We start from the raw sequence: 19,494 nt of genomic DNA, 5'->3' as shown, positions 1-19,494 counted from the left end.
ACGCCGAGGAAAATCTCCGGCCGAGTAAACTATTTGGGATGCGCCAGCCTTCGAGGATCTGTATCCCCGGGCAAACCGCTGGTGCAGGCGAGCGGAACCGATGAGCGCGACACTGGTCACCGAGCTGGAACGCCTCGCAGAGGCCTTAGGAGGGGAGGCGGGGGCCGAGTGCCCCATTTCCCTGGCTACGGTCGCGGAGCGCGTGGCCAACGCCATGGGCGTACGGCCGGATGAAGTAGCCATCCTGTCGATTTCGGGACGGTCGCGGCAACTGCAGTTTCTGAGTCCGGAAAAGCTGCGGAATGTGGGGTCCATTCCGGTAAGCAGCACCAGTTCGCTTGCGGCGCGCACGGCGCGCGAAAACCGCCCGGAGATCGTGAATAATTTCCCGAACACGCGGCACGCCAGCGTTTTCGAAGGCGTGCTGCTGGAAGGCCGCGATACGGCATACGCCATCCAGAAAATCATCAGCGCCCCGATTCTGGCCGAAGGCAAAGTCATCGGCGTACTGCAGATCAGCCGCAAGGGAACGAGTCTGCGGGCGGCCGGACCGGACTTCACGCCGGAAGAACTGGGCAGAGCGCTCGCGTTGTGCCGCCCGCTCGGCAAACTGCTGCCACATTTCGCCGCGGCGTAGAATTCTGCGGGGCGTTCCGCGTTTCGTGGACGGCGCAGGGCCCAGATCCAGCGCGGCCCGGCGCACTCTTCCCGCCTCCAAGCCGCGAATTGCATTGACACTCCCGGTCCTTCTTGTTATTTTTTCACGGCCGTAAATATTTTGTGCACTTCACGCAGGGAGGAACCGCAACCCGGAATTATCCATGGCGTTCGTCGCAAAAAAGATCTTCCTCACCAAAGGCGTTGGCAAACATCGCGAAAGACTTTCGAGCTTCGAGCTCGCACTTCGCAACGCGGGGATTGCGGCATGCAACATCGTGCGCGTCTCCTCCATCTTTCCTCCCAACTGCAAGCTGATCTCGCGCAGCGAGGGGCTGAAGCACATCAAGCCGGGCCAGGTCGCCTTCACGGTCATCAGCGAGAATTCGACCAAGGAGCCGCACCGGCTGATCGCCGCCAGCATCGGCCTGGCGCTGCCCGCCGACAAGTCCATGTACGGCTATCTTTCCGAGCACCATTCCTTCGGGGAGACCGAAGAAGTCGCCGGGGAGTACGCCGAGGAGCTCGCGGCGGAAATGCTGGCGACCACGCTGAACGTGGAGTTCGATCCGGATCTGTCGTGGGACGAGAAAAAAGAGGTCTACCGGATTTCCAACAAGATCGTGCGCACGCTGAACGTCACGCAGTCGGCGGTGGGCGACAAGCGCGGGCTGTGGACCACCGTGCTCGGCGCGGCCATCCTCATCGGCGAAGACGACTGAGCGCAGGCCCGTAAAAAGTCGAGGCCGCCCTCCTGCGAGGGCGGCCTTTTTGTTTGCTGCGGCTTCCCTGCTCCCGCGAACGGGTCACTTCTTCTTTTTGAAGTAGCCGATGCGCTCCAAGACCGCGCCGACGACCAGCGGGAGGGCCACTGTAGCGTCGTCAAAGACCTCGGCGAAGCGGCCTCCCTCTTCCGGCGGGACAAACTTGCCCCAGGAGACGGCTTCCGTGTAGGTGCTGCCACTGAGACCGCCCCAGAAGTCCGGCTCGGGGCAGATGCGCAGACCGTAGTTGTAGCGCTTGAGCGGCATCTTCTTGTAGCCGCGGCGGGCGAGCAGCTCCGCGTAAACGCCGAACTGTTGCGTCCAATTGCGCGGGACGCCGCCGCCGATGGTGAAAATGCCCATGCGCTTGGTGGCCAGCATGGTGTCGGCAAACATCTCAAAATCCGCGAAGGGATCGAAACGCAGCAGCGGCCGCTTCTGCTTCTGCCGGACAAACTTGTGCAGGGCGAAATCGATGCCCAGCTCGGAATCGGTGAATGCCGGAACGAAGACCGGGACGTTGTGCTGGCAGGCGGACTTGAGGATGCCGCGGCCCTTGGAATGCATCACGAGGAACTCGCCGATCTTACGGTGGAGCTTATGACTGCTCACCACCTCATTCGCATCCCAGCGGTCGAGGATGTGGTCCATGACCTCTTCCACGTGGTCGAGGTTGACTTCCGGCTCGAGGGAGTCATAGACGCGGTTGTAGCCGGCGTGGAAGAGCGCCTTGTCGTCCATGTTCTTGTTGTAGCGGAAGTGCGAGTGGCCGGTGGCCTCGACGAGGCCATGGGCCATGAGCGCGCCGGTGGAGACGATGGCGTTGACGACCCCGGATTCGATCAGGTCGCAGAAGATCAGGCCCATCTTGCCGACGGTGAGCGCGCCGGAAAGGGTCAGGACGACGAAACAGTCCTTGTCGCGAGCCATGGCCTCGAGAACGTCGGCGGCGTCGCCGACCTGGCGCCCGGTAAAGGCCGTGTCACCCATGGCGCGGACCAGCGCGTCGATGGTGCGGCACTTGGACAGGTCGAGCGGAAAGATGGGCCGCAGCTTGTCTTTCACCGGGTCATGCAGGACCCGCCCCGTCACTGTCTTTTTGGATTTCGCCATTCCGTCTCCTCAGGTATCCAGGGTGATTGCCGCTTGCGGATTCCCTGCCGGACAGGCGGAAATCCGCAGAACACCAAGAGCGTGTAACGATTGATAGTACAAACGCGCCCGCAAAGGAAGAGGGAAAGTCATTCCCAGCCAATTTCGGCGAACTTTCCGAAGAAAGCTTTTCCCGCGGAAAAGATGTTGTATGATTCCCCGCATGCCGGAAAAATTCAATATCGGGCTGATCCAAATGACCTGCGGCCACGACCCGGCCGCCAATCTCGTGAAGGCCCTCGGTAAGATCCGGGAAGCCGCGCAGAAGGGCGCGCAGATCGTGTGTCTACAGGAGCTGTTCCGCTCGCAGTATTTCTGCCAGGAGGAGAACGCGGAGATGTTTGCGCTGGCGGAGCCGATTCCCGGCCCTTCGAGCGCCGCCCTGGGAAAAATCGCGAAGGAGCTGGGCGTAGTGGTGATCGGGTCGCTGTTCGAGCGGCGCGCCGCCGGCGTCTACCACAACACCGCGGTGGTGATGAACAGCGACGGGACGCTGCTTGGCAAATACCGCAAGATGCACATCCCGGACGATCCGCTGTACCACGAGAAGTTTTATTTTACGCCGGGCGACCTGGGCTTCGTGAATTTCGACACGGCGCGCGGGCGCCTCGGCGTGCTGATCTGCTGGGACCAGTGGTATCCGGAAGCGGCGCGCCTGGCGAGCCTCGCCGGCGCAAGTGTCCTCTTCTATCCCACCGCCATCGGCTGGCACCCGGCGGAGAAGGCGCAGCACGGCGCGGCGCAAGTGGACGCCTGGCGCACCATCCAGCGCGCGCACGCCATCGCCAACGGGGTGTACGTCGCCGCGGTGAACCGCACGGGCTACGAGGGCACGCCGGAAAGCGGGCTGGAGTTCTGGGGTAATTCGTTCGTGGCCGATCCCTTCGGACAGGTGCTGGCGCAGGCTTCCAGCGACAAGGAAGAGATTCTCGTGGTGGAATGCGATCCGCAGCGCTGTGAGGAGACCCGGCGCCACTGGCCGTTTCTGCGCGACCGGCGCATCGACGCCTACCAGCCGATCCTGCAGCGGTGGCTGGGCGAATGAGCGCCCGGAGCGCGCCGGGCCCTGCGCCCGGAACTCCGTTTTTCCTGGGCTTCCGCATGCCTGCGGAATGGGAGCGGCACGAGGCCACCTGGCTGGCCTGGCCGCATGAGCTGAGCGACTGGCCGGGAAAATTTGCGCCGGTGCCGTGGGTGTATGCCGATATCGTGCGGCATCTTTCGCGAGTCGAGCGCGTCTATCTGCTGGTGGAGAACCGCGCGGCGGAAGCGCGGGTGCGTTCGATCCTGAAGAAGTCCGGGGCCAATCTCGACGCCGTGGATTTCTTCCGCGTTCCGACCGACCGCGGCTGGATGCGCGATTCCGGACCCATCTGCGTGAAAAACGCCGCGGGACAGGTGGCCGGCACGCACTGGGCCTTCAACGCCTGGGCCAAGTACGACAATTACAAGAAGGATGCCGTGTCCGCGGCGCGCGTCAACGTGCGGCTGAAGCACCGCGTCTGGCAGCCGGTGCACCAGGGCCGCCGCGTGGTGCTGGAGGGCGGGAGCATCGACGTGAACGGGCGCGGCACGCTGCTGACGACGGAAGAGTGCCTGCTGAGCCCGGTGCAGGCGAGGAATCCCGGAGTGACGCGCGGGGAACTGGAGGAGATCCTGCGCGAGTACCTGGGCGCGACGAACGTGCTGTGGCTGAAGAACGGCATCGCCGGGGACGACACGCACGGCCACGTGGACGACCTGACGCGCTTCGTCAATCCCACGATGGTAGTCACCGTCGTGGAAGAGGACCCCTCGGACGTCAACTATGCGGCACTGCAGGAGAATCTGGCTCTGCTCAAGACCATGAAGGATCAGGACGGGCGTGCGCTGCGCGTGGAGACGCTGCCCATGCCCGCGCCGGTGTTCTTCAACGGGCAGCGGCTGCCGGCGAGCTATGCGAATTTCTACATCGCAAACAAGCTGGTGATCGTGCCGACGTTCAGTGACGCCAACGACCGCGTGGCACTGAACACGCTGACGGCGCTCTTTCCCGGGCGCGAAGTAGTGGGAATTCCCTGCCGCGACCTGGTATTGGGGCTGGGCACGCTGCACTGCATGACGCAGCAGCAGCCGGCGGCGGGATAGATGCATCTACGGCACGGGAGCACGCTACAATCGGCGAAGAGCGCAGGCTGAGGCCTGCACTGCTTTTGCCGCTCAGGAGGTCCGATGTTTTCCGCACTGCTGCTTGAAGAACGCATGTTTCTCGTGGAATTTCACCACGGACTTCTCGGCTGGCTGCTGATCGGGTTGCTGGCGGGGTGGCTGGCCGGCAAACTTTCGCACGGGCGCGGCTACGGGTGCCTCACCAACGTGGCGCTGGGGCTGATCGGCGCGGTGCTGGGCGGCTGGATCTTCTGGAAGCTGGGCATCTTCGGCGGCGGATTCATCTATTCGCTGGCCTCGGCGACGGTGGGCGCGGTGCTGCTGGTGGCCATCGCGCGCTTGTTCTCGGGATCCAGCACCTAGGCGCCGACCCCTCACGTGTCCCTCTCTGTGATACGATGAACTGTCATACCATGGAGATGACTTTCCCTTGAGCAATAGTAAAGCCTCCCTCACTGCTATCCCCCTCGGCGGCCTAGGCGAATTCGGCATGAACATGATGGCGCTCCGCTACGGAGACGACATCATCGTAATCGATTCCGGAATGATGTTTCCGGAGTCCGAACTGCTGGGCGTAGACCTGGTCATACCGGACATCACCTACCTGAAGCAGAACCGCGCGCACGTCCGCGCCATCCTGCTGACGCACGGGCACGAAGACCACATCGGCGGGCTGTCCTACATCCTCCGCGACCTGAACGTGCCGGTGTATGGCACGCGGTTCACGCTGGCGCTGGCCAAAAAGCGGCTGGAAGAAGCGGGGCTGCTGCAATCCACCAAGATGCGCGAAGTGCTGCCCGGGCGCAAGGTGGAGATCGGACCCTTCGAAATCGAGTTCATCGCCGTGACGCACAGCACGATCGACTGCGTGGCGCTGGCGGTGCGCACGCCGGTCGGGGTGATCATCCACACCGGAGATTTCAAGATCGACCAGACGCCGGTGGACGGAGCGCCGTTCGACCTGCACGCGTTTGCCCGCTACGGAAACGAAGGCGTGCTGGCGCTGTTCAGCGACAGCACCAATGTGGAGCGCCCGGGGTTCACGCCGTCGGAGCGGGTGGTAGTGCCGCGGCTGGAAGAGCTGTGCCGGATGGCGCCGCGCAAGGTGGTGCTTTCCTGCTTCGCCTCGTCGATTCACCGCATCCAGCAGGTGATCGAGATCGCGCAGCGGGTGGGGCGCAAGATCGCGTTCGTCGGCCGCAGCATGGTGGACAACGTGGAAATCGCACACTCTATGGACTGCCTGCGCATCCCCGACGGGATCGTGGTGCGTCCGCAGGACATCCGCGCATTCGACCAGAAGCGGCTGCTGGTGCTCGCGAGCGGGAGCCAGGCCGAACCGATGTCTTCGCTCTCGCGCATTGCGGTGGACAATCACCGCTTCGTGACCGTGGATGAGAACGACACGGTCATCCTTTCGGCGCGCATCATTCCCGGCAACGACAAGGCCATCTTCCGCATGCTGGACCACATGTTCCGGCGGCGCGCGCTGGTCTATTACGACAACAGCGGAGGCACGATCCACGTCTCCGGCCATGGCAGCCAGGAAGAGCAGAAGCTCGTCCTGCAGCTCGTGCGGCCGCGCTACTTCATTCCCATCCACGGCGAGTACCGGCAGCTCTTCCGGCACGCGGCACTGGCGCACCAGCTGGGCGTGGTCTCCGGAGAGATTCTGCTGATTGAAGACGGGCAGCCCATCGAGTTCACCGCGGACGGGGCGCGGCGCATCGAGCCGGTAACGGCCGGGCGGGTTTGCGTGGATTCCGGGTCGCTCGAAGAGATCGAAGAGGTGGTGATCCGCGACCGCAAGCACCTTTCCGAGGACGGTGTCGTCGTACCGATCATCGCCATCGACAAGCACACCGGCAAGCTGGAATCGCAGCCGGAAATCGTGACCCGCGGCTTCCTGCCGAGCGACAACGGGCAGGAGATAGTCTCCGGAGCGCGCGAAGTGATCCTGCGCACGGTGGAACAGTCCAACGCCGAGGAAAAAAGCGATTGGGGCGTCATCAAGGAAAAGATCCGCGTGGATCTGAAGAAATACATCAGCAAGCAGACCTCCAAGCGGCCGCTGATTCTGCCGGTGATTCTGGAGATTTAGGCCCCCTTCCACAGCGAGGCCCGGCGCGTTCGCGGGCCGGCCGGCATGAAAATTCGGTACTTTGCATCCAGCCAACTAAGTTGGAAATGCCAGCCGGACGGCGGACTGCTTGCGGACACAAGAGTCTTGCCTGTCCCCCCTGCGGGGTATAGTATGGCCCCGTTTCCCACAGCATGCCGCGCCCGTCGGCCTGTTCCCCCAGCACCCGGGCGCGAACCCCACGAAGGAGGCATTTATGGCGACAGCAGCTACGTTGAAACCCGGCGTCGAAGTCCGGGCCAGAAAGCTATTAATCAATAACGAATGGACCGACAGCGTCTCCGGGAAGACCTTTCCTACGATCAACCCGGCGACCGGCGAAGAGATCTGCCGGGTGGCGGAAGCGGACGCGGCGGACGTGGACAAGGCGGTGCGCGCGGCGCGGGCCGCGTTTGAAAAAGGGGCGTGGCGGAAGATGAGCGCCTCACAGCGCGGCCTGCTGATCTACCGGCTTGCGGACCTCCTCGAAAAGCACGCCGACGAACTGGCCCGTCTGGAAGCCCTGGACAATGGAAAGCCGTACTTCATCGCTTCGGTCGCCGATCTGCCGCTGACCATCGCCTGCTACCGGTACTACGCCGGCTGGGCGGATAAGACCGAGGGCAAGACGATCCCGGTCAATGGGAATTACTTCAGTTACACCAAGCACGAGCCGGTGGGAGTTTGCGCGCAGATTATCCCGTGGAACTTTCCGCTGCTGATGCAGGCGTGGAAGCTGGCTCCGGCGCTGGCCGCCGGGTGCACGGTGATACTGAAGCCCGCGGAGCAGACGCCGCTGACGGCCCTGCGGGTGGGCGAGCTGATTCTGGAGGCGGGATTCCCGCCGGGGGTCGTCAACCTGCTGCCGGGGTACGGGCCGACGGCGGGCGGGGCCCTCGCGCGGCACATGGACGTGGATAAGGTGGCGTTCACGGGCTCGACCGAAGTGGGGCACCTGATCATGAAGGCTTCCGCGGAATCCAACCTGAAGCGGGTGACGCTGGAGCTGGGAGGAAAGAGCCCGAACATCGTCTTCGCGGATGCGGACATGGATGAAGCTATCGAAGGATCGCACCAGGCGCTGTTCTTCAACCAGGGGCAGTGCTGCTGCGCGGGATCGCGGCTCTTCGTGGAGGAGAAGTGCTACGACGAGTTCGTGGAGAAGAGCGTGGCCCGAGCCAAGAAGCGGACCGTGGGCGATCCGTTCGACCAGACCACCGAACAGGGCCCGCAGGTGGACAGCGATCAGTTCAACAAGGTCATGGGTTACATCGAGGCCGGGAAGCAGGAGAAAGCCACGCTGCGGACCGGCGGAAAACGCGTCGGCGACAAGGGGTACTTCATCGAGCCCACGATCTTCGCCGACGTGAAGGACGACATGAAGATCGCCCGGGAAGAGATCTTCGGGCCGGTCATGTCCATTCTGAAGTTCAAGGACATGGACGAAGTGGTCGAGCGCGCGAATAAGACGATGTACGGGCTAGCGGCAGCCGTGTGGACCAGGGACATCACCAAGGCTCACGCCATTGCCGACAGCGTCCGCGCGGGAACGGTGTGGGTGAATTGCTTCGACGTGTTCGACGCGGGAGCTCCCTTCGGCGGGTTCAAGCAGTCGGGGCTGGGCCGCGAACTCGGCGAATACGGCCTGGCCAACTACACGGAAGTCAAGACCGTGACCGTAAAACTCTAAACTGCGTCGCGCGGGCTTCGGCCCCGGTTGACGCAAGAACAGGCCCGGCTCCTCACGCGCCGGGCCTGTTGCGTTTCCGGGGTGCCCGCCCCGGCCGCCGCGCTTGCTTCGGACCCTTGGCTCTGCCATACAATCCTGCATGCCCTGGCATATCCGGCCCTACCAGCCCGGCGACTTCGCGGCTCTCTACCGCCTCGACCAGACCTGCTTCCCGCCGGGGATCGCTTACACGAAGACCGGACTGCGCTATTTCCTGAAGCTGGACGGGGCACAGTGCCTGGTGGCGGAAGAGGGCAAGAAAATCGCGGGCTTCCTGCTGGCGGAAGAGAACCATCCCCTGGCGCACATCATCACCCTGGACGTTGAGGAATCGCACCGGCGGCGCGGGGTGGGCTCGGCGCTCGTGAAAGAGATGGAAACAAATCTGGCGGCCCGCGACGTGCGCGCCATCCTGCTGGAGACCGCGGTGAACAACGCAGCGGCGGTGGCCTTCTGGCAGCGGCACGGTTATCGCATCGAGGCCGTCTTGAAACGCTACTATCTCGGCCGCCTGGACGCTTACGAAATGCGCAAACTCTTGCCTGCTCCACCAAAGGCGAGCCCGGCGCAAGTGCATTCGAAGCCGCCGCAGGAGGAGACGTAGATTCCCTGCGCGTGAGCTTTCCGCAAGAGTTCCCGTAACGCCGGCCCCCGACCTGCGGTGCTTGCTGGACCAAGGAGCAAGAAGAATTTACCGGCGGGACGGCCACGCTGCCAAATCCGTCTTCTTCTTTGGGATTTCACCGGAGTCTGGTAGGTTCTACAATCACCTTCCCGCCTGCAATCGGGATGCGTCCTGGAGGAAGATTGAACGATTATCTGCTGTCCCTGCTCTTGGGAATTATCGAAGGACTGACCGAATTCCTACCCGTCAGCTCGACCGCACACCTGCGCATTACCGAGGCTCTGCTGAAGATCAGCCTGCAGAGCGGTTATTGGAAGATGTACACGATTGTGATTCAACTGGGCGCCATTCTTTGCCTTCCGGTCTATTTCCGGGAGCGCATAGCGAAGTTTCTCTCTACTTTTCCGAAGGGCGAGCGTGGCGACCGCACGCTTTTGACGCATCCTCTGGGCCTCACCATCGTGGCATTTGTGGTTACCGCGATCCCGGCGTTTTTGTTGACCAAGGTGATCGGCAAGCATCTGGAAAGTTTGCACATCATGGGGAGTTCCCTGCTGCTCGGCGGGATCGTCATGTGGATCATTGACGCGATCAACGCCAGGTCCGAAGCGGCCGGGCCGCACGGTTCGGGAAGCCGCATTCACACCTGGCACATGGAAGACATGAGCTTGCGCCAGAGCATCTGGATCGGCGCATGCCAGATTTTGTCGGCGGTGTTTCCAGGGACATCGCGATCGATGTCGACCATCGGGGCCGGACAATTGGCCGGAATGTCACGCGCCTCCGCGCTGGAATTCTCGTTTTTCTTGTCGATGCCTACCATGGCTGCGGCAACCTGCTACGACCTGCTGAAATCGCTCGCCGGGAAAGCGGAGAATCCCATCGGCGTAGCGCAGATTGACGCGCATGGGTGGATTGTCCTGGCGATCGGGTTCGTGGTTTCGTTTGTCGTGGCCTACGGCAGCGTCGCCTGGTTCATGGCCTGGGTGAGAAAGCACGGATTTGCGCCCTTCGCGGTGTACCGCATCATCGTGGGCGCCGCCGTTTTGGTTTGGGCATCGAGATTGGCGGGGTAAGGCGCGGGCATTTCGTTCGTGCATCTGTGCACTATTTGCAAGCACGCACCCTGAAAGTATTTGTTGTCTGCCGCCTGCTGTTTGGTATAGTCGTGTTGGTTTGGTGGTTCCGCCAGACTGGCTTCGCGCGATAGCGCCCGCGCAGGCTGCTCGTGACTCGGCCTTCCCCAAAGCTGAGGAGAGACCAGTGCGCTTTCTGACACCCACGGAAAATAAGCGGCTCAATGAGTTGATCGGCTTTTTGTGCATAACGCTGGGCGTGTTGCTGGCCCTGGCGTTAATTTCCTATTCCCCGCGCGACGCTTCATTCAACGTGTCTGCGTCCGCGCCGGGAGAAAGCCCGGCGCGCAATTGGATCGGGTTGGCGGGCTCCTATAGCGCGGACCTACTCTTCCAGTTATTGGGGTTCGCGGCGTTTCTGCTGCCGGTGGCGCTGGGCACGCTGGGCTGGCGGTGGTTCCGCAGCCACGAGGTGAATTCGCAGACGGCCAAGCTGCTGGGCTACGGCCTGCTGCTGCTTTCCCTGCCCTCGCTGCTGGCGCTCTGGCATCTGCCGGGAGTGCGCGGTGCGGTGCCCGCAGGGGGGCTGACGGGCACGCTGGTGGCCAACGGTCTGCGCGCCGGGTTCAACGCCGTAGGCGCCCATCTGGTGGCGCTGGCGCTGTTCCTCACGGCGCTGTTCATGACTACGCGCTTTTCTTTTTCCGGAGCCCACGCCTGGGTGAACGGCCCCACGGGCCCCGTGGGCGCCGTCGAGCGGCTCGGCGTGATTCAGAAGGCCCAGGCGAAGTGGCGGAGCTGGCGCGAGGCGCGCCAACAGGAATTCATGCGCCGGCGCGTGGAGGCGATGCGGTCCGCGGGGCGGCCGCCGGTTACGCAGCCTGGCGGGAGCGTGGCCGCACTGCTCAAGGACGCGCACAAAACGATCCATTTGGCCGACGAAGAGGAAGAGACCGAAGAAGCCGACGAGGAATCGGCGGCCGCGGAGAAAGAAGAGCGGCTCGCGCCGATCCTGTTCCTGCATGACGAGAAGCCCAAACCAGCGGCGGCGCGCAAGGGCGGCGCCGAACCCAAGATCGCCCGCGGCAGTGCCACCTACAAGCTGCCCTCGCCCACGCTGCTGCAGCCGGGCGAGCGCAACGAGTTGCTGGACGAAGCCGAGCTGAAGGAACGTGCACGGGCCATCGAACTGAAGTGCGAAGAGTTCGACATCAAGGGCCACGTGACGCAGATCAACCCCGGGCCCGTCGTCACCACGTTCGAATTCAAGCCCGAGGCGGGCATCAAGGTGAGCCGCATCACCGGCCTCGCGGATGACCTGTGCCTGGCGCTGCAGGCGGAATCGATCCTGATCGAGCGCATTCCCGGCAAGTCCACGATCGGTATCGAAGTGCCCAACGTCAACCGCCAGACGATCGCCCTGCGCGAGGTTATCGAGTCGCCGGAGTTCGTCAATTCGCCGAGCCGGCTGACGCTGGCCATGGGCCGCGACCTGCACGGGCGCATTCGCGTGAGCGACCTGGCGCAGATGCCGCATCTGCTGATCGCGGGGTCGACCGGCACGGGCAAGAGCGTGTTCATCAACTCGCTGTTGATGTCCATTCTCTACAAGTCCACCCCGGACGAGGTAAAGCTGGTCCTGGTAGATCCCAAGCGGCTGGAACTGAGTCTCTACGAGAAGATCCCGCACCTGCTGGCGCCGGTGGTGACCGACCCGAAGGTCGCTTCGAATGTGCTGCGCAACGCCACGAAAGAGATGGAAAAGCGGCTGACACTTTTGGCCGAGCGCGGCGTGCGCAACATCGACCAGTACAACCGCCAGTTCCAGAAGGGGCAGTCGCTCTCCCTCTTCGACACCAACGAGGAGAGCCAGCACAAGCCGCTGCCCTACATCCTGATCGTGATCGACGAGCTGGCCGACCTGATGATGGTGGACACCAACAACGTGGAAGAGTCCATCACGCGCCTGGCGCAGATGGCCCGCGCCGTGGGCATCCACCTGTTGCTGGCGACGCAGCGGCCATCGGTGGACGTTATCACCGGCCTGATCAAAGCCAACTTCCCTGCCCGCATCTCCTTCCGGGTGGCCAGCAAGGTGGACTCGCGGACGATCCTGGATGCCAACGGCTCGGAATCGCTGCTGGGCCGCGGCGATATGCTCTACCTGCCGGCGGGCTCCTCGCGGCTGCACCGCATCCACGGACCCTACGTCCGGGAGGAAGAGATCGCGGCGGTGTGCGATTTCTGGCGCACCCAGGCGGAAGCCAAATACAACGAACAGCTCCTCGAAGCGCCGAAGGAAGAGGGCGAGGCCTCCGGCGAAGCGGGAGAGGACGGCGATGGCGGCGAGGCCGTGGACGACGCGCTGTACCAGGATGCCGTGCGGGTGGTCTGCGAGATGGGCCGCGCCTCGACCTCCACGCTGCAGCGGCGGCTGCGCATCGGCTACGGCCGCGCGGCGCGCCTGATCGACCTGATGGAGAAGGATGGCATCGTGGGCCCGCCGGACGGCACGCGGCCGCGGGAAGTGCTCAAGAGCCGCGGCTGGATGAAAGAGTTCGACGATTCCATGCAGTAGCCGGCCGGCAAATCCTATCGCCAGGGTTCAGAGGGTTGCGCTCCTGAGCCCGGCCGTATTGTTTTCTGGCGTGCTGGCCCGATTTGACACACCCCACACTCACCCCTACAATTTATAGACCCCAGTGCCGGGGTAGCTCACCGGTAGAGCGCCGCCCTGAAAAGGCGGGCGTAGCCAGTTCGATTCTGGCCCCCGGCACCATCCCTTCGCCCCATTCTTCTTCCTTATGGTGTAAGAGTCGTTGAGTTTTTCCAAGCCGTGCAGCAAGGGACTTGCGCTTGCAACGGCTGCCCCATTCCTAGAGACAGAGTTATGCACCCGATCACCGGCAGGAACAAGCGCTTCCTGCCCTTGTCTCCCTGTGCAACTTTTCAGTGCTACGGCTGCACGGTGATGTCCAGTTTCGTGCCCGTCTCCTCCGTAAATTGCCGGCCATGCTTGTCGCGCACCGGGACGACGCTCAGGGTGTACGGGCCGGCCTGGGGCCAGACCAGGTCCAAGGAAACGTCCTTCAGCGGATCGCTCCAGCAATCCCCCTGTCCGGCTTGCAACGTGCATGCCGAGGGCGCGCTGCTCGAAGCCGGTTGCGCTTTACTCCCCGAAAGCATCGTGAGTGCGTCACTCCGAACTTTGCTATTGGTGGCGGCAGTGCTGGTGGAAGCGCTGGTGGCAGTAGCGCCACCAGTCCAGTTGACCTGGTACTCCACAGGGTCGGAGTAAGGATAACAGGCCGGCATCTTTGTCTTGTAGGACGCGGAGCGACCGGCCGAAGGCTGCAAGTTGCCATCCAGAAGCGGAAGCAGGGCGGTGGAGGCAGCGAGATCCTTGAAGTAAAGGTGTTTCTTATTGGCCGGCACAAGCTGAATCCTCGGCGCCTCGGCCACAATCTTGTTGGCCACCAAAGCCTCGGACCGCAGCTCAATGCCCCAATCCAGATCGGCGGTGAATGCATAGAACTCCTGCGCGGTGGACGGGCCGCCCTGCGTTTGCGTCCCCGAGGCAGCGCCGCACCCATAGAGTTCGCCCAGCAGGTAGGGTTGCGGTCCCGCGCGGGCGCTCAGGAGATCCACGTCGAAATCAAGCTGGAGCGCCGCATAAACCGCGGGCTTTACGTGGACTCGCCCTTGGACTTTGACGGCCTCCGATGCTGTCTTGGGCAGGGGGGCCGTATGGGAACGCAAGCCACAGCCTTTGCCGCTGCAGTTAAAATCGAAATTGGTTTTCTGACTGGCCTCGAGCGTGAAATTGCTGTCCAACCTCCCGTCTCCGTCAATGTCCAGCGTGCCGTCCACATAGACGCTGACGTCCAGTTCCGCCACGGGCACGCCCGCAATCACGATGGGGATGACCTCGATCGGAAAATGCGGGCCGCCGCTGGGGGGAATCATGAAATGCTGTTTGAAGTTACCGGTTGCGGTGAGGGTTGCGCCGAGCCTGCTGCCTGAAACCAGGGACCCATTCGCACCCAGGCTTCTCGGGCGGACGGCGAAGGGCAGGCAGGGAATATAGAAAAGATCCAGCTGCGCCTGGAAATCGGCGTCGAGGGGAATACCGAAGCTCACGGTTCCTTTCACGTTCCCGGAAGCCGAGCCGTATTTGTTGCTGGTCGAGCCGCTCTTCTCCGCGTCCAGGCTGATTTGCGGAGTAATGGAAAACTGCACGGGGATGTTCGGCACCGTAAGGGTGTGGTCGGCAAAGCATCCTTCCGTCATATGCCAGTCGTGCGTGGCTTCATCGGTCACGTGCTTCCATTCCTCGCGAGCCTGTTTCAGGTACTTTTCGCTTTGCCGGGAGGCTTCGTCCACCGCGTGCTGGCCGGCCTCCTCCGCGCAATGGATGGAGATGGCCTTGCATCCGGTGTGTTTATCGCCGCTGGTCGCGGCTTTTGCCGAAGCCGGAGCGGGATGCGTCTTCATCCACTCTTCGGCGAGTTGCGTGTTCACGATGTAATCATCCAACTCACCCGCTCCCAGGGTTCGCGCATGCATCAGCAGAAGTTCGCGCGCTCCTTCCGGCAGACTGGTAGCCTGCTGGATACCGGCCAGCCCGCGAACCCGCAGAACATGGCTGTTCACCCCGCTACTCCGCGCCAGGAGGTTGCCGGGCGTGCCCTTCTGCGGCCCCATGCTATCCACGCGCTGGGGCGCCCCGGCGGTGACCACGGGCAAGGTAAATCCTTGCAGCGCTTGCGTGCCATGAATTCCTCCGGCGAGAGGCTTGGAGGGTTGAGCGCCTGTCGCACCGTTCGGCGGCGCCAATCCGGTGCCCTCCTGTCGCGCGGCGCCTGCTGTTGGCGCAGCGGGCGCTGCTCCTGTCGCTCCCTTCAGCGCTTCCAAGGGCGTCCCGTTTGGCCGCATCCCTTGCTGAACTGCCGCAGGATTTGTCGCCGCTCCCGCCGCGTCAATGACCCCCCGGCCGGCCCCTGGCGAGGATTCCACCAAGATTTTGCAGCACGCCGTCTTTCCGTCGAGCGAGGCCTGGTTTGTCTTGAAATTCGCATAGACGCCCTGGCCGGGGTGGATCTGGGCCATCAGGCCCTGATCGTCGGGCTTCACTTCGAATGTTCTCCCTCTCGATTCTTCTCGAGCGGTCACGATTCCTGCCCGCACATCCACGGAGATTACTGTGCAGCAAGGTGCCGGCCCGCCGGCCGGCGGCGCAGCGGTAGCCCCGCGGATCGCCATGGCCGTGTCATTAGGCTCCGATGCGGTGATTTGCGAGGCGTCGGTAATGGGCTTGTCCGTGTTGCTGCCCGAGGAGGACTGTTGGGTCGTGGGCTTCTGCTGGCCCGCCTTGGCGCCCTGCGCCGAGCCGCTCGATGGATTTGCGGATGCTGGCGGGGGCGCAGCCGTGCCCGGAGCAGGCGCTGGTCCTGCAGTGGGAGCCGCCGGTGCGGCCGGCGAAGCCGGCCCGGCGCCCACGCCGCCCCGCGGAGGAGCTGCGTTGATCTTCGTGATCGCACAGCAGGCGGTCTTGCCGTCCAGAGAAACCTGCTTGGCGCTGAAATTAGCGTAAACAGGCATGCCCGGCCGAAGTTTGGCCAGCAGCGCTGCATTTGTGACGCGGAACTCAAACGTGCGGCCGGTCGCGTTCTCCTGAGCGGTAACCATTCCCGTGCGCACATTCACCGCAGTCACTTTGCAGCACGGAGCCCCCGCGCGCAGCGGCTGGCTAAGTCCGATCAACACGACAATGAGAAAGAGCAAGCGTTTCATGTTTGTTTTCTCCTGCTTCAACGGATAGTTTCGCGAGCCGCACCGGGCTCGAATTTTTCAAGCGTCACCGTGATGTAGGTCACCAGGCGCGTTCCGATCCGCGTGCGGGTCTCCTGCTTCACCCAGCCGATGCCGGGAACGAACCAGCGAGTCTGTTCGGCGCGGGCCATGCCCCCCGGAGTGGGCATGGTCAGCACATAGGCGATCTCCGTGGTCGTGTACGTTCCCGCGGGAACCGTGACTGCGGATGTGCCCTTGACATTCACGCGGATTTTGACGGGCGCATCGCTCGCTTGCCAGGTCCAGGCTTCCCCCGCCCGGAGCGTCCTGGTCAGAACTTTTTGCGGCGGAATCATCCGCGTTACGTTGCCAGTTTCCGATTCAATTGTTTTGCCGAGGAAGAGACTTTCCTCTGCCGCGCGATACCACTCGGTGAGCCAGAGCCCCCGGGAACGGCGGTTCTCGACACGTACATAAGACAGGTTCCCGATGCGATCTTTCCCGGCGACTTCGGAAACTACCGTGTCTTCAAGCACATTGCCCTTCGCAAGCCCTGCGTATTCGTCATCAAAGTGCACGCCCGGGCCGACCTCATGCCGCAAGTGATAGGTCCAGCGCGTGTGCAGCGCCAGCGGATAGTTCACCACAGCAGCCGGGCGCGGGCTTGCCGCGCGCGGAGCGCCTGCGGGATACGCGGCAATACCGGATGCAGCGGACAGTGCAAGGAGAACCATCGCCAGGAATTCGGCCCATTTCGCCCTCTGGGTGCTTCGCATCCGCCGGCTTGCAGCGGCACGACTTCCTGCGTTTGTGTTCATCGCATATCTCCCGGTTTTCCTGCATGGATTGGTTGCAACGCGCCGGACAGAATCCGCGCCACCTTTTCCTGCAGCGGGCGATCCCAAAGCACTTCTGCGTGGTTGAGCTGGTCGGTTTCGTGGATGGAGTACGGCAACCGCGCACTGGCATCCGTGACTAAGGTGTCTCCCTGCCCCGCTTTGATTTCCGGCACGACCGCATTGACACCGTCGAGCAGCGGCGACACCAGTCCCACCTCCGCCGGCTTGGCCTTCCAGTGAAAATATTGCTCCAGACCCTTGTACTGCGGCACCGCACTCTCCGGCGTGAACAGCCAGGTATAGAGGCGCACAATCATGGGGTTCGTCCCGCCGAAGGTGTAGTACTGCACGCCCGGCACCGGGGCGTCTCCGTTGAGCAGGCCGGTAATCACGGGGCTGTCCGGGGCCAATTCCTTCGATCCGTCGTCGATCAGTTGGTGCATCGGGCTGACGATCTTAATGGCGGCTTCGCGCAGCGGGCCTTTTACCGCCGAAGGTAGATTGGCTCCGTCGAAAACTTTTTCGGCATCGTTGACGAGCACCTCGGGAGTCTTGGCCACGAGGCTGCCGTGATGTGGCGAGTGGATGGTAATCATCCAGCGGATGCGCCCGCCAAGGCTGCCCTGTTCGCGCAGGAGTTTGTGGATCAGCAGGCCGCCGCGGCTGTGGCCAACCAGCGCAATCGGCGGCGGCGCTGCGGGGTACATAACCCCGACGTCGCCGGCAAATTGCGCCAGAGCACGCTTGGCGGAATCGTAGGCCTTCTCGAAGTTGCAGCAGGGCTGGCTCCAGGTGGCCACGGTGAAACCTTGCGCCACCAGGTAGCCCAGCCAGTTCAGCGGGTCCACATTGAGAAGCTCGGAAGGACCTGCCTTGTAGAGACCGGCGTTCGGCGCGGAATGCTCTCCCAAGTCCTTTTCCGGCGGCGGATGGCGAAAATCGTACGTATAGCCCGTGCTGGAGGGCTTCGTCCAGGTCTCGGCGCTCTGGTGCAGTCCGTGGACCAGCAGAATGGCCGGGCGCGAGGCATCCTTGCCCCGGCAGAGAACCCCGCCGTCCGCCGGCAACCACGCGTGCGTGCACTTGCCGGGCTGGAGGCTTTGCACGCTCGTGCCAGCGACGGTTCCCTTGCCTGCCAGGAGACCCGGGGAAGAAATCTGCTCCTCCGGCGAAAGATTGATGATCTCGCAGCACGCGGTTCGCCCGTCGAGCGACACCTGTTTCGCTTTGAAATTTGCGTAAATGCCCTGGCCGGGGTGCAGCCCGGCCAAGAGTTTTGCGTTGGGCACGCGAAACTCGAACGATTGCCCGGTGGAGTTGACCTTTGCGGAAACCGTCGCGGCGCGGGAGTTGATGGCCGTGATCGTGCAGCACGGCGCCGGCTGGGCGTGCGCCGCAGGTCCGCTGAAGAACATCGCCAGCAACAACATAAGGAGCGCTTTCTTCACGCTATTTCTCCCGAAACAGTGTTCCCCTGTGGTCAATGCGGACCGAGCGTCTTGTGCGCGATGTTGTTCTCTTCGTTCGCTTCCATGAGCTGCTTGAAAAAGTCCACGAAAATGTCGATCTCCGTGGTGCTTGTCGCCAGATGCTTTCCTTGAGGGTGGAAGATGAACGATTGCCCCGGAGCCAGCGGGGGAATTTCCTGATTTTCCTGCTGCGGGATGGAGACACCGCTCGCAAAAACCACCACCCGCGCGTAGACCGGAACCTGCGACGGCCCGTTCCCCGTGTTTCCGACCTTGATCTGCACGAGATAGCGGGTATTTGCGTCTTCCCAGTCCTGCTTGATCTCCTGCACCACCAGGTCGGGACACGGCGGCACGATGTCGAGGGTGCGCTCGTTGTTGTTCTCATTCGCTTCCGAGACAATGTGCTGAGGGTCGGCCACGGCCCGCAGTTGGACCCGGTCGCAGCCCCGGTATTGCGCCAGTTGCGAGGTCACCGTTTGCTGTGACCTTGCCGGCAAGGGCTGGTGCTCTACCGTATCGCCACGGTCCGCCTTGAGATACAAATCCACGATGAATGGCTGCTGCGTAGTCGCCTGTCCGCAGTTGGCCACCGTGTACGTCACATGTCTCGCCGGATCGAAGCCCAGCGCGGTAATCATCAGGTCAGGAGCCGCTGGCCCCGCCGGGCATCCCAGCGCGGGAACGATGGGTCCCATTTGGGCGGGCGCAGACGGCAGTTTTCCCGGCCGCCCCCCGGCAAGTGAATTGGGACCTCCCCAGCCGGCTACGGGTGCGGTGCCGGCTACCGGCCCAGCCGTTGGTCCCGCGGTAATAGCGCAGCAGGCCGTCTTGCCGTCGAGCGACACCTGCTTCGCTTTGAAGTTGGCGTAGACACTCTGGCCGGGACGCAGCCCGCGAAGAAGGAGCGGATTGGTCACCCGGAATTCGAAGGTCGCCCCGCTGGGGTTGATCTTTGCGGTCACCGTCGCGGTACGGGCGTCTATGGCCGTGATCATGCAGCACGGCCCCAGCTGGGCGTGTGCCGCCGGAGCCAGAGCCGTGAACAAAATCGCCAGCGCCGCAAACGTGAAAGCCTTGTTCCGCAGTGCCATTCTCCGCCTCCGATGGAATGCAAGGTCCC

General features: G+C 63.1%; 15 protein-coding genes and 1 tRNA gene. 11 read left to right on the top strand and 5 right to left on the bottom strand.

Going from position 1 to position 19,494, the window contains the following annotated elements; genetic code table 11:
* Nucleotides 1-100 precede the first annotated feature (100 nt).
* Together LAN61_08790 and LAN61_08785 are read left to right on the top strand one after the other, a co-directional pair.
* The gene (locus tag LAN61_08790) at nucleotides 101-637 is read left to right on the top strand and encodes a GAF domain-containing protein (protein MBZ5540599.1); all 537 of its coding nucleotides are present in this window, start codon (nucleotides 101-103) and stop codon (nucleotides 635-637) included.
* Nucleotides 638-821: 184 nt separating this feature from the next.
* Complete coding sequence (locus LAN61_08785) at nucleotides 822-1,379, top strand: arginine decarboxylase, pyruvoyl-dependent (GenBank protein ID MBZ5540598.1); 558 nt, start codon at nucleotides 822-824, stop codon at nucleotides 1,377-1,379.
* Between the two features lie 84 nt (nucleotides 1,380-1,463).
* On the opposite strand, the gene LAN61_08780 is transcribed toward LAN61_08785, so the two are convergent.
* Nucleotides 1,464-2,534, bottom strand: a complete 1,071-nt coding sequence (locus LAN61_08780) for a deoxyhypusine synthase family protein (GenBank protein MBZ5540597.1) — start codon at nucleotides 2,532-2,534, stop codon at nucleotides 1,464-1,466.
* A gap of 202 nt (nucleotides 2,535-2,736) precedes the next feature.
* On the opposite strand from LAN61_08780, the gene LAN61_08775 reads away from it, so the two are divergent.
* The 9 genes from LAN61_08775 (at nucleotide 2,737) to LAN61_08735 (ending at nucleotide 13,049) form a co-directional block, all read left to right on the top strand.
* Nucleotides 2,737-3,618 carry a carbon-nitrogen hydrolase gene (locus LAN61_08775; protein ID MBZ5540596.1) on the top strand — a complete coding sequence of 294 codons (882 nt, stop codon included), beginning with the start codon at nucleotides 2,737-2,739 and terminating at the stop codon, nucleotides 3,616-3,618.
* The gene (locus LAN61_08770; protein ID MBZ5540595.1) at nucleotides 3,615-4,700 is read left to right on the top strand and encodes an agmatine deiminase family protein; all 1,086 of its coding nucleotides are present in this window, start codon (nucleotides 3,615-3,617) and stop codon (nucleotides 4,698-4,700) included. The genes LAN61_08775 and LAN61_08770 overlap by 4 nt, the downstream gene beginning before the upstream one ends.
* A gap of 114 nt (nucleotides 4,701-4,814) precedes the next feature.
* Nucleotides 4,815-5,084 carry a GlsB/YeaQ/YmgE family stress response membrane protein gene (locus LAN61_08765; GenBank protein ID MBZ5540594.1) on the top strand — a complete coding sequence of 90 codons (270 nt, stop codon included), beginning with the start codon at nucleotides 4,815-4,817 and terminating at the stop codon, nucleotides 5,082-5,084.
* A 67-nt stretch (nucleotides 5,085-5,151) separates the two neighbouring features.
* The gene (locus tag LAN61_08760; GenBank protein MBZ5540593.1) at nucleotides 5,152-6,822 is read left to right on the top strand and encodes a ribonuclease J; all 1,671 of its coding nucleotides are present in this window, start codon (nucleotides 5,152-5,154) and stop codon (nucleotides 6,820-6,822) included.
* A gap of 235 nt (nucleotides 6,823-7,057) precedes the next feature.
* Nucleotides 7,058-8,530, top strand: coding sequence for an aldehyde dehydrogenase family protein (locus tag LAN61_08755; GenBank protein ID MBZ5540592.1), 1,473 nt, complete (start codon nucleotides 7,058-7,060; stop codon nucleotides 8,528-8,530).
* 139 nt (nucleotides 8,531-8,669) lie between these two features.
* Complete coding sequence (locus LAN61_08750; protein ID MBZ5540591.1) at nucleotides 8,670-9,173, top strand: GNAT family N-acetyltransferase; 504 nt, start codon at nucleotides 8,670-8,672, stop codon at nucleotides 9,171-9,173.
* A gap of 203 nt (nucleotides 9,174-9,376) precedes the next feature.
* A complete protein-coding gene (locus LAN61_08745) occupies nucleotides 9,377-10,270 on the top strand; it encodes an undecaprenyl-diphosphate phosphatase (protein MBZ5540590.1) in 894 nt (297 codons plus the stop codon).
* A gap of 187 nt (nucleotides 10,271-10,457) precedes the next feature.
* Nucleotides 10,458-12,848 (top strand): DNA translocase FtsK, encoded by a 2,391-nt coding sequence (locus LAN61_08740; protein MBZ5540589.1) that lies wholly within the window; start codon nucleotides 10,458-10,460, stop codon nucleotides 12,846-12,848.
* 126 nt (nucleotides 12,849-12,974) lie between these two features.
* Nucleotides 12,975-13,049 (top strand) — tRNA-Phe (locus LAN61_08735).
* Between the two features lie 176 nt (nucleotides 13,050-13,225).
* Here LAN61_08735 and LAN61_08730 read toward each other — a convergent pair.
* The 4 genes from LAN61_08730 to LAN61_08715 all read right to left on the bottom strand — a co-directional run bounded on the left by LAN61_08730 (nucleotide 13,226) and on the right by LAN61_08715 (nucleotide 19,465).
* The gene (locus tag LAN61_08730; GenBank protein ID MBZ5540588.1) at nucleotides 13,226-16,063 is read right to left on the bottom strand and encodes a hypothetical protein; all 2,838 of its coding nucleotides are present in this window, start codon (nucleotides 16,061-16,063) and stop codon (nucleotides 13,226-13,228) included.
* A gap of 17 nt (nucleotides 16,064-16,080) precedes the next feature.
* A complete protein-coding gene (locus tag LAN61_08725; GenBank protein MBZ5540587.1) occupies nucleotides 16,081-16,707 on the bottom strand; it encodes a hypothetical protein in 627 nt (208 codons plus the stop codon).
* 170 nt (nucleotides 16,708-16,877) lie between these two features.
* A complete protein-coding gene (locus LAN61_08720; protein ID MBZ5540586.1) occupies nucleotides 16,878-18,350 on the bottom strand; it encodes a hypothetical protein in 1,473 nt (490 codons plus the stop codon).
* Nucleotides 18,351-18,382: 32 nt separating this feature from the next.
* A complete protein-coding gene (locus LAN61_08715) occupies nucleotides 18,383-19,465 on the bottom strand; it encodes a hypothetical protein (protein MBZ5540585.1) in 1,083 nt (360 codons plus the stop codon).
* Nucleotides 19,466-19,494 lie beyond the last annotated feature (29 nt).

It is taken from the genome of Terriglobia bacterium (assembly GCA_020072785.1).
In the GTDB taxonomy this organism is placed as follows: Bacteria; Acidobacteriota; Terriglobia; order Acidiferrales; family UBA7541; genus Acidiferrum.
This window is presented reverse-complemented; position numbering and strand designations above follow the sequence as displayed.

Coding starts and splice junctions, on each gene's coding strand:
- LAN61_08790 (MBZ5540599.1), top strand. CDS start 101: ATGAGCGCGACACTGGTCACCGAGCTGGAACGCCTCGCAGAGGCCTTA.
- LAN61_08785 (MBZ5540598.1), top strand. CDS start 822: ATGGCGTTCGTCGCAAAAAAGATCTTCCTCACCAAAGGCGTTGGCAAA.
- LAN61_08780 (MBZ5540597.1), bottom strand. CDS start 2,534: ATGGCGAAATCCAAAAAGACAGTGACGGGGCGGGTCCTGCATGACCCG.
- LAN61_08775 (MBZ5540596.1), top strand. CDS start 2,737: ATGCCGGAAAAATTCAATATCGGGCTGATCCAAATGACCTGCGGCCAC.
- LAN61_08770 (MBZ5540595.1), top strand. CDS start 3,615: ATGAGCGCCCGGAGCGCGCCGGGCCCTGCGCCCGGAACTCCGTTTTTC.
- LAN61_08765 (MBZ5540594.1), top strand. CDS start 4,815: ATGTTTCTCGTGGAATTTCACCACGGACTTCTCGGCTGGCTGCTGATC.
- LAN61_08755 (MBZ5540592.1), top strand. CDS start 7,058: ATGGCGACAGCAGCTACGTTGAAACCCGGCGTCGAAGTCCGGGCCAGA.
- LAN61_08750 (MBZ5540591.1), top strand. CDS start 8,670: ATGCCCTGGCATATCCGGCCCTACCAGCCCGGCGACTTCGCGGCTCTC.
- LAN61_08730 (MBZ5540588.1), bottom strand. CDS start 16,063: ATGAAACGCTTGCTCTTTCTCATTGTCGTGTTGATCGGACTTAGCCAG.
- LAN61_08715 (MBZ5540585.1), bottom strand. CDS start 19,465: ATGGCACTGCGGAACAAGGCTTTCACGTTTGCGGCGCTGGCGATTTTG.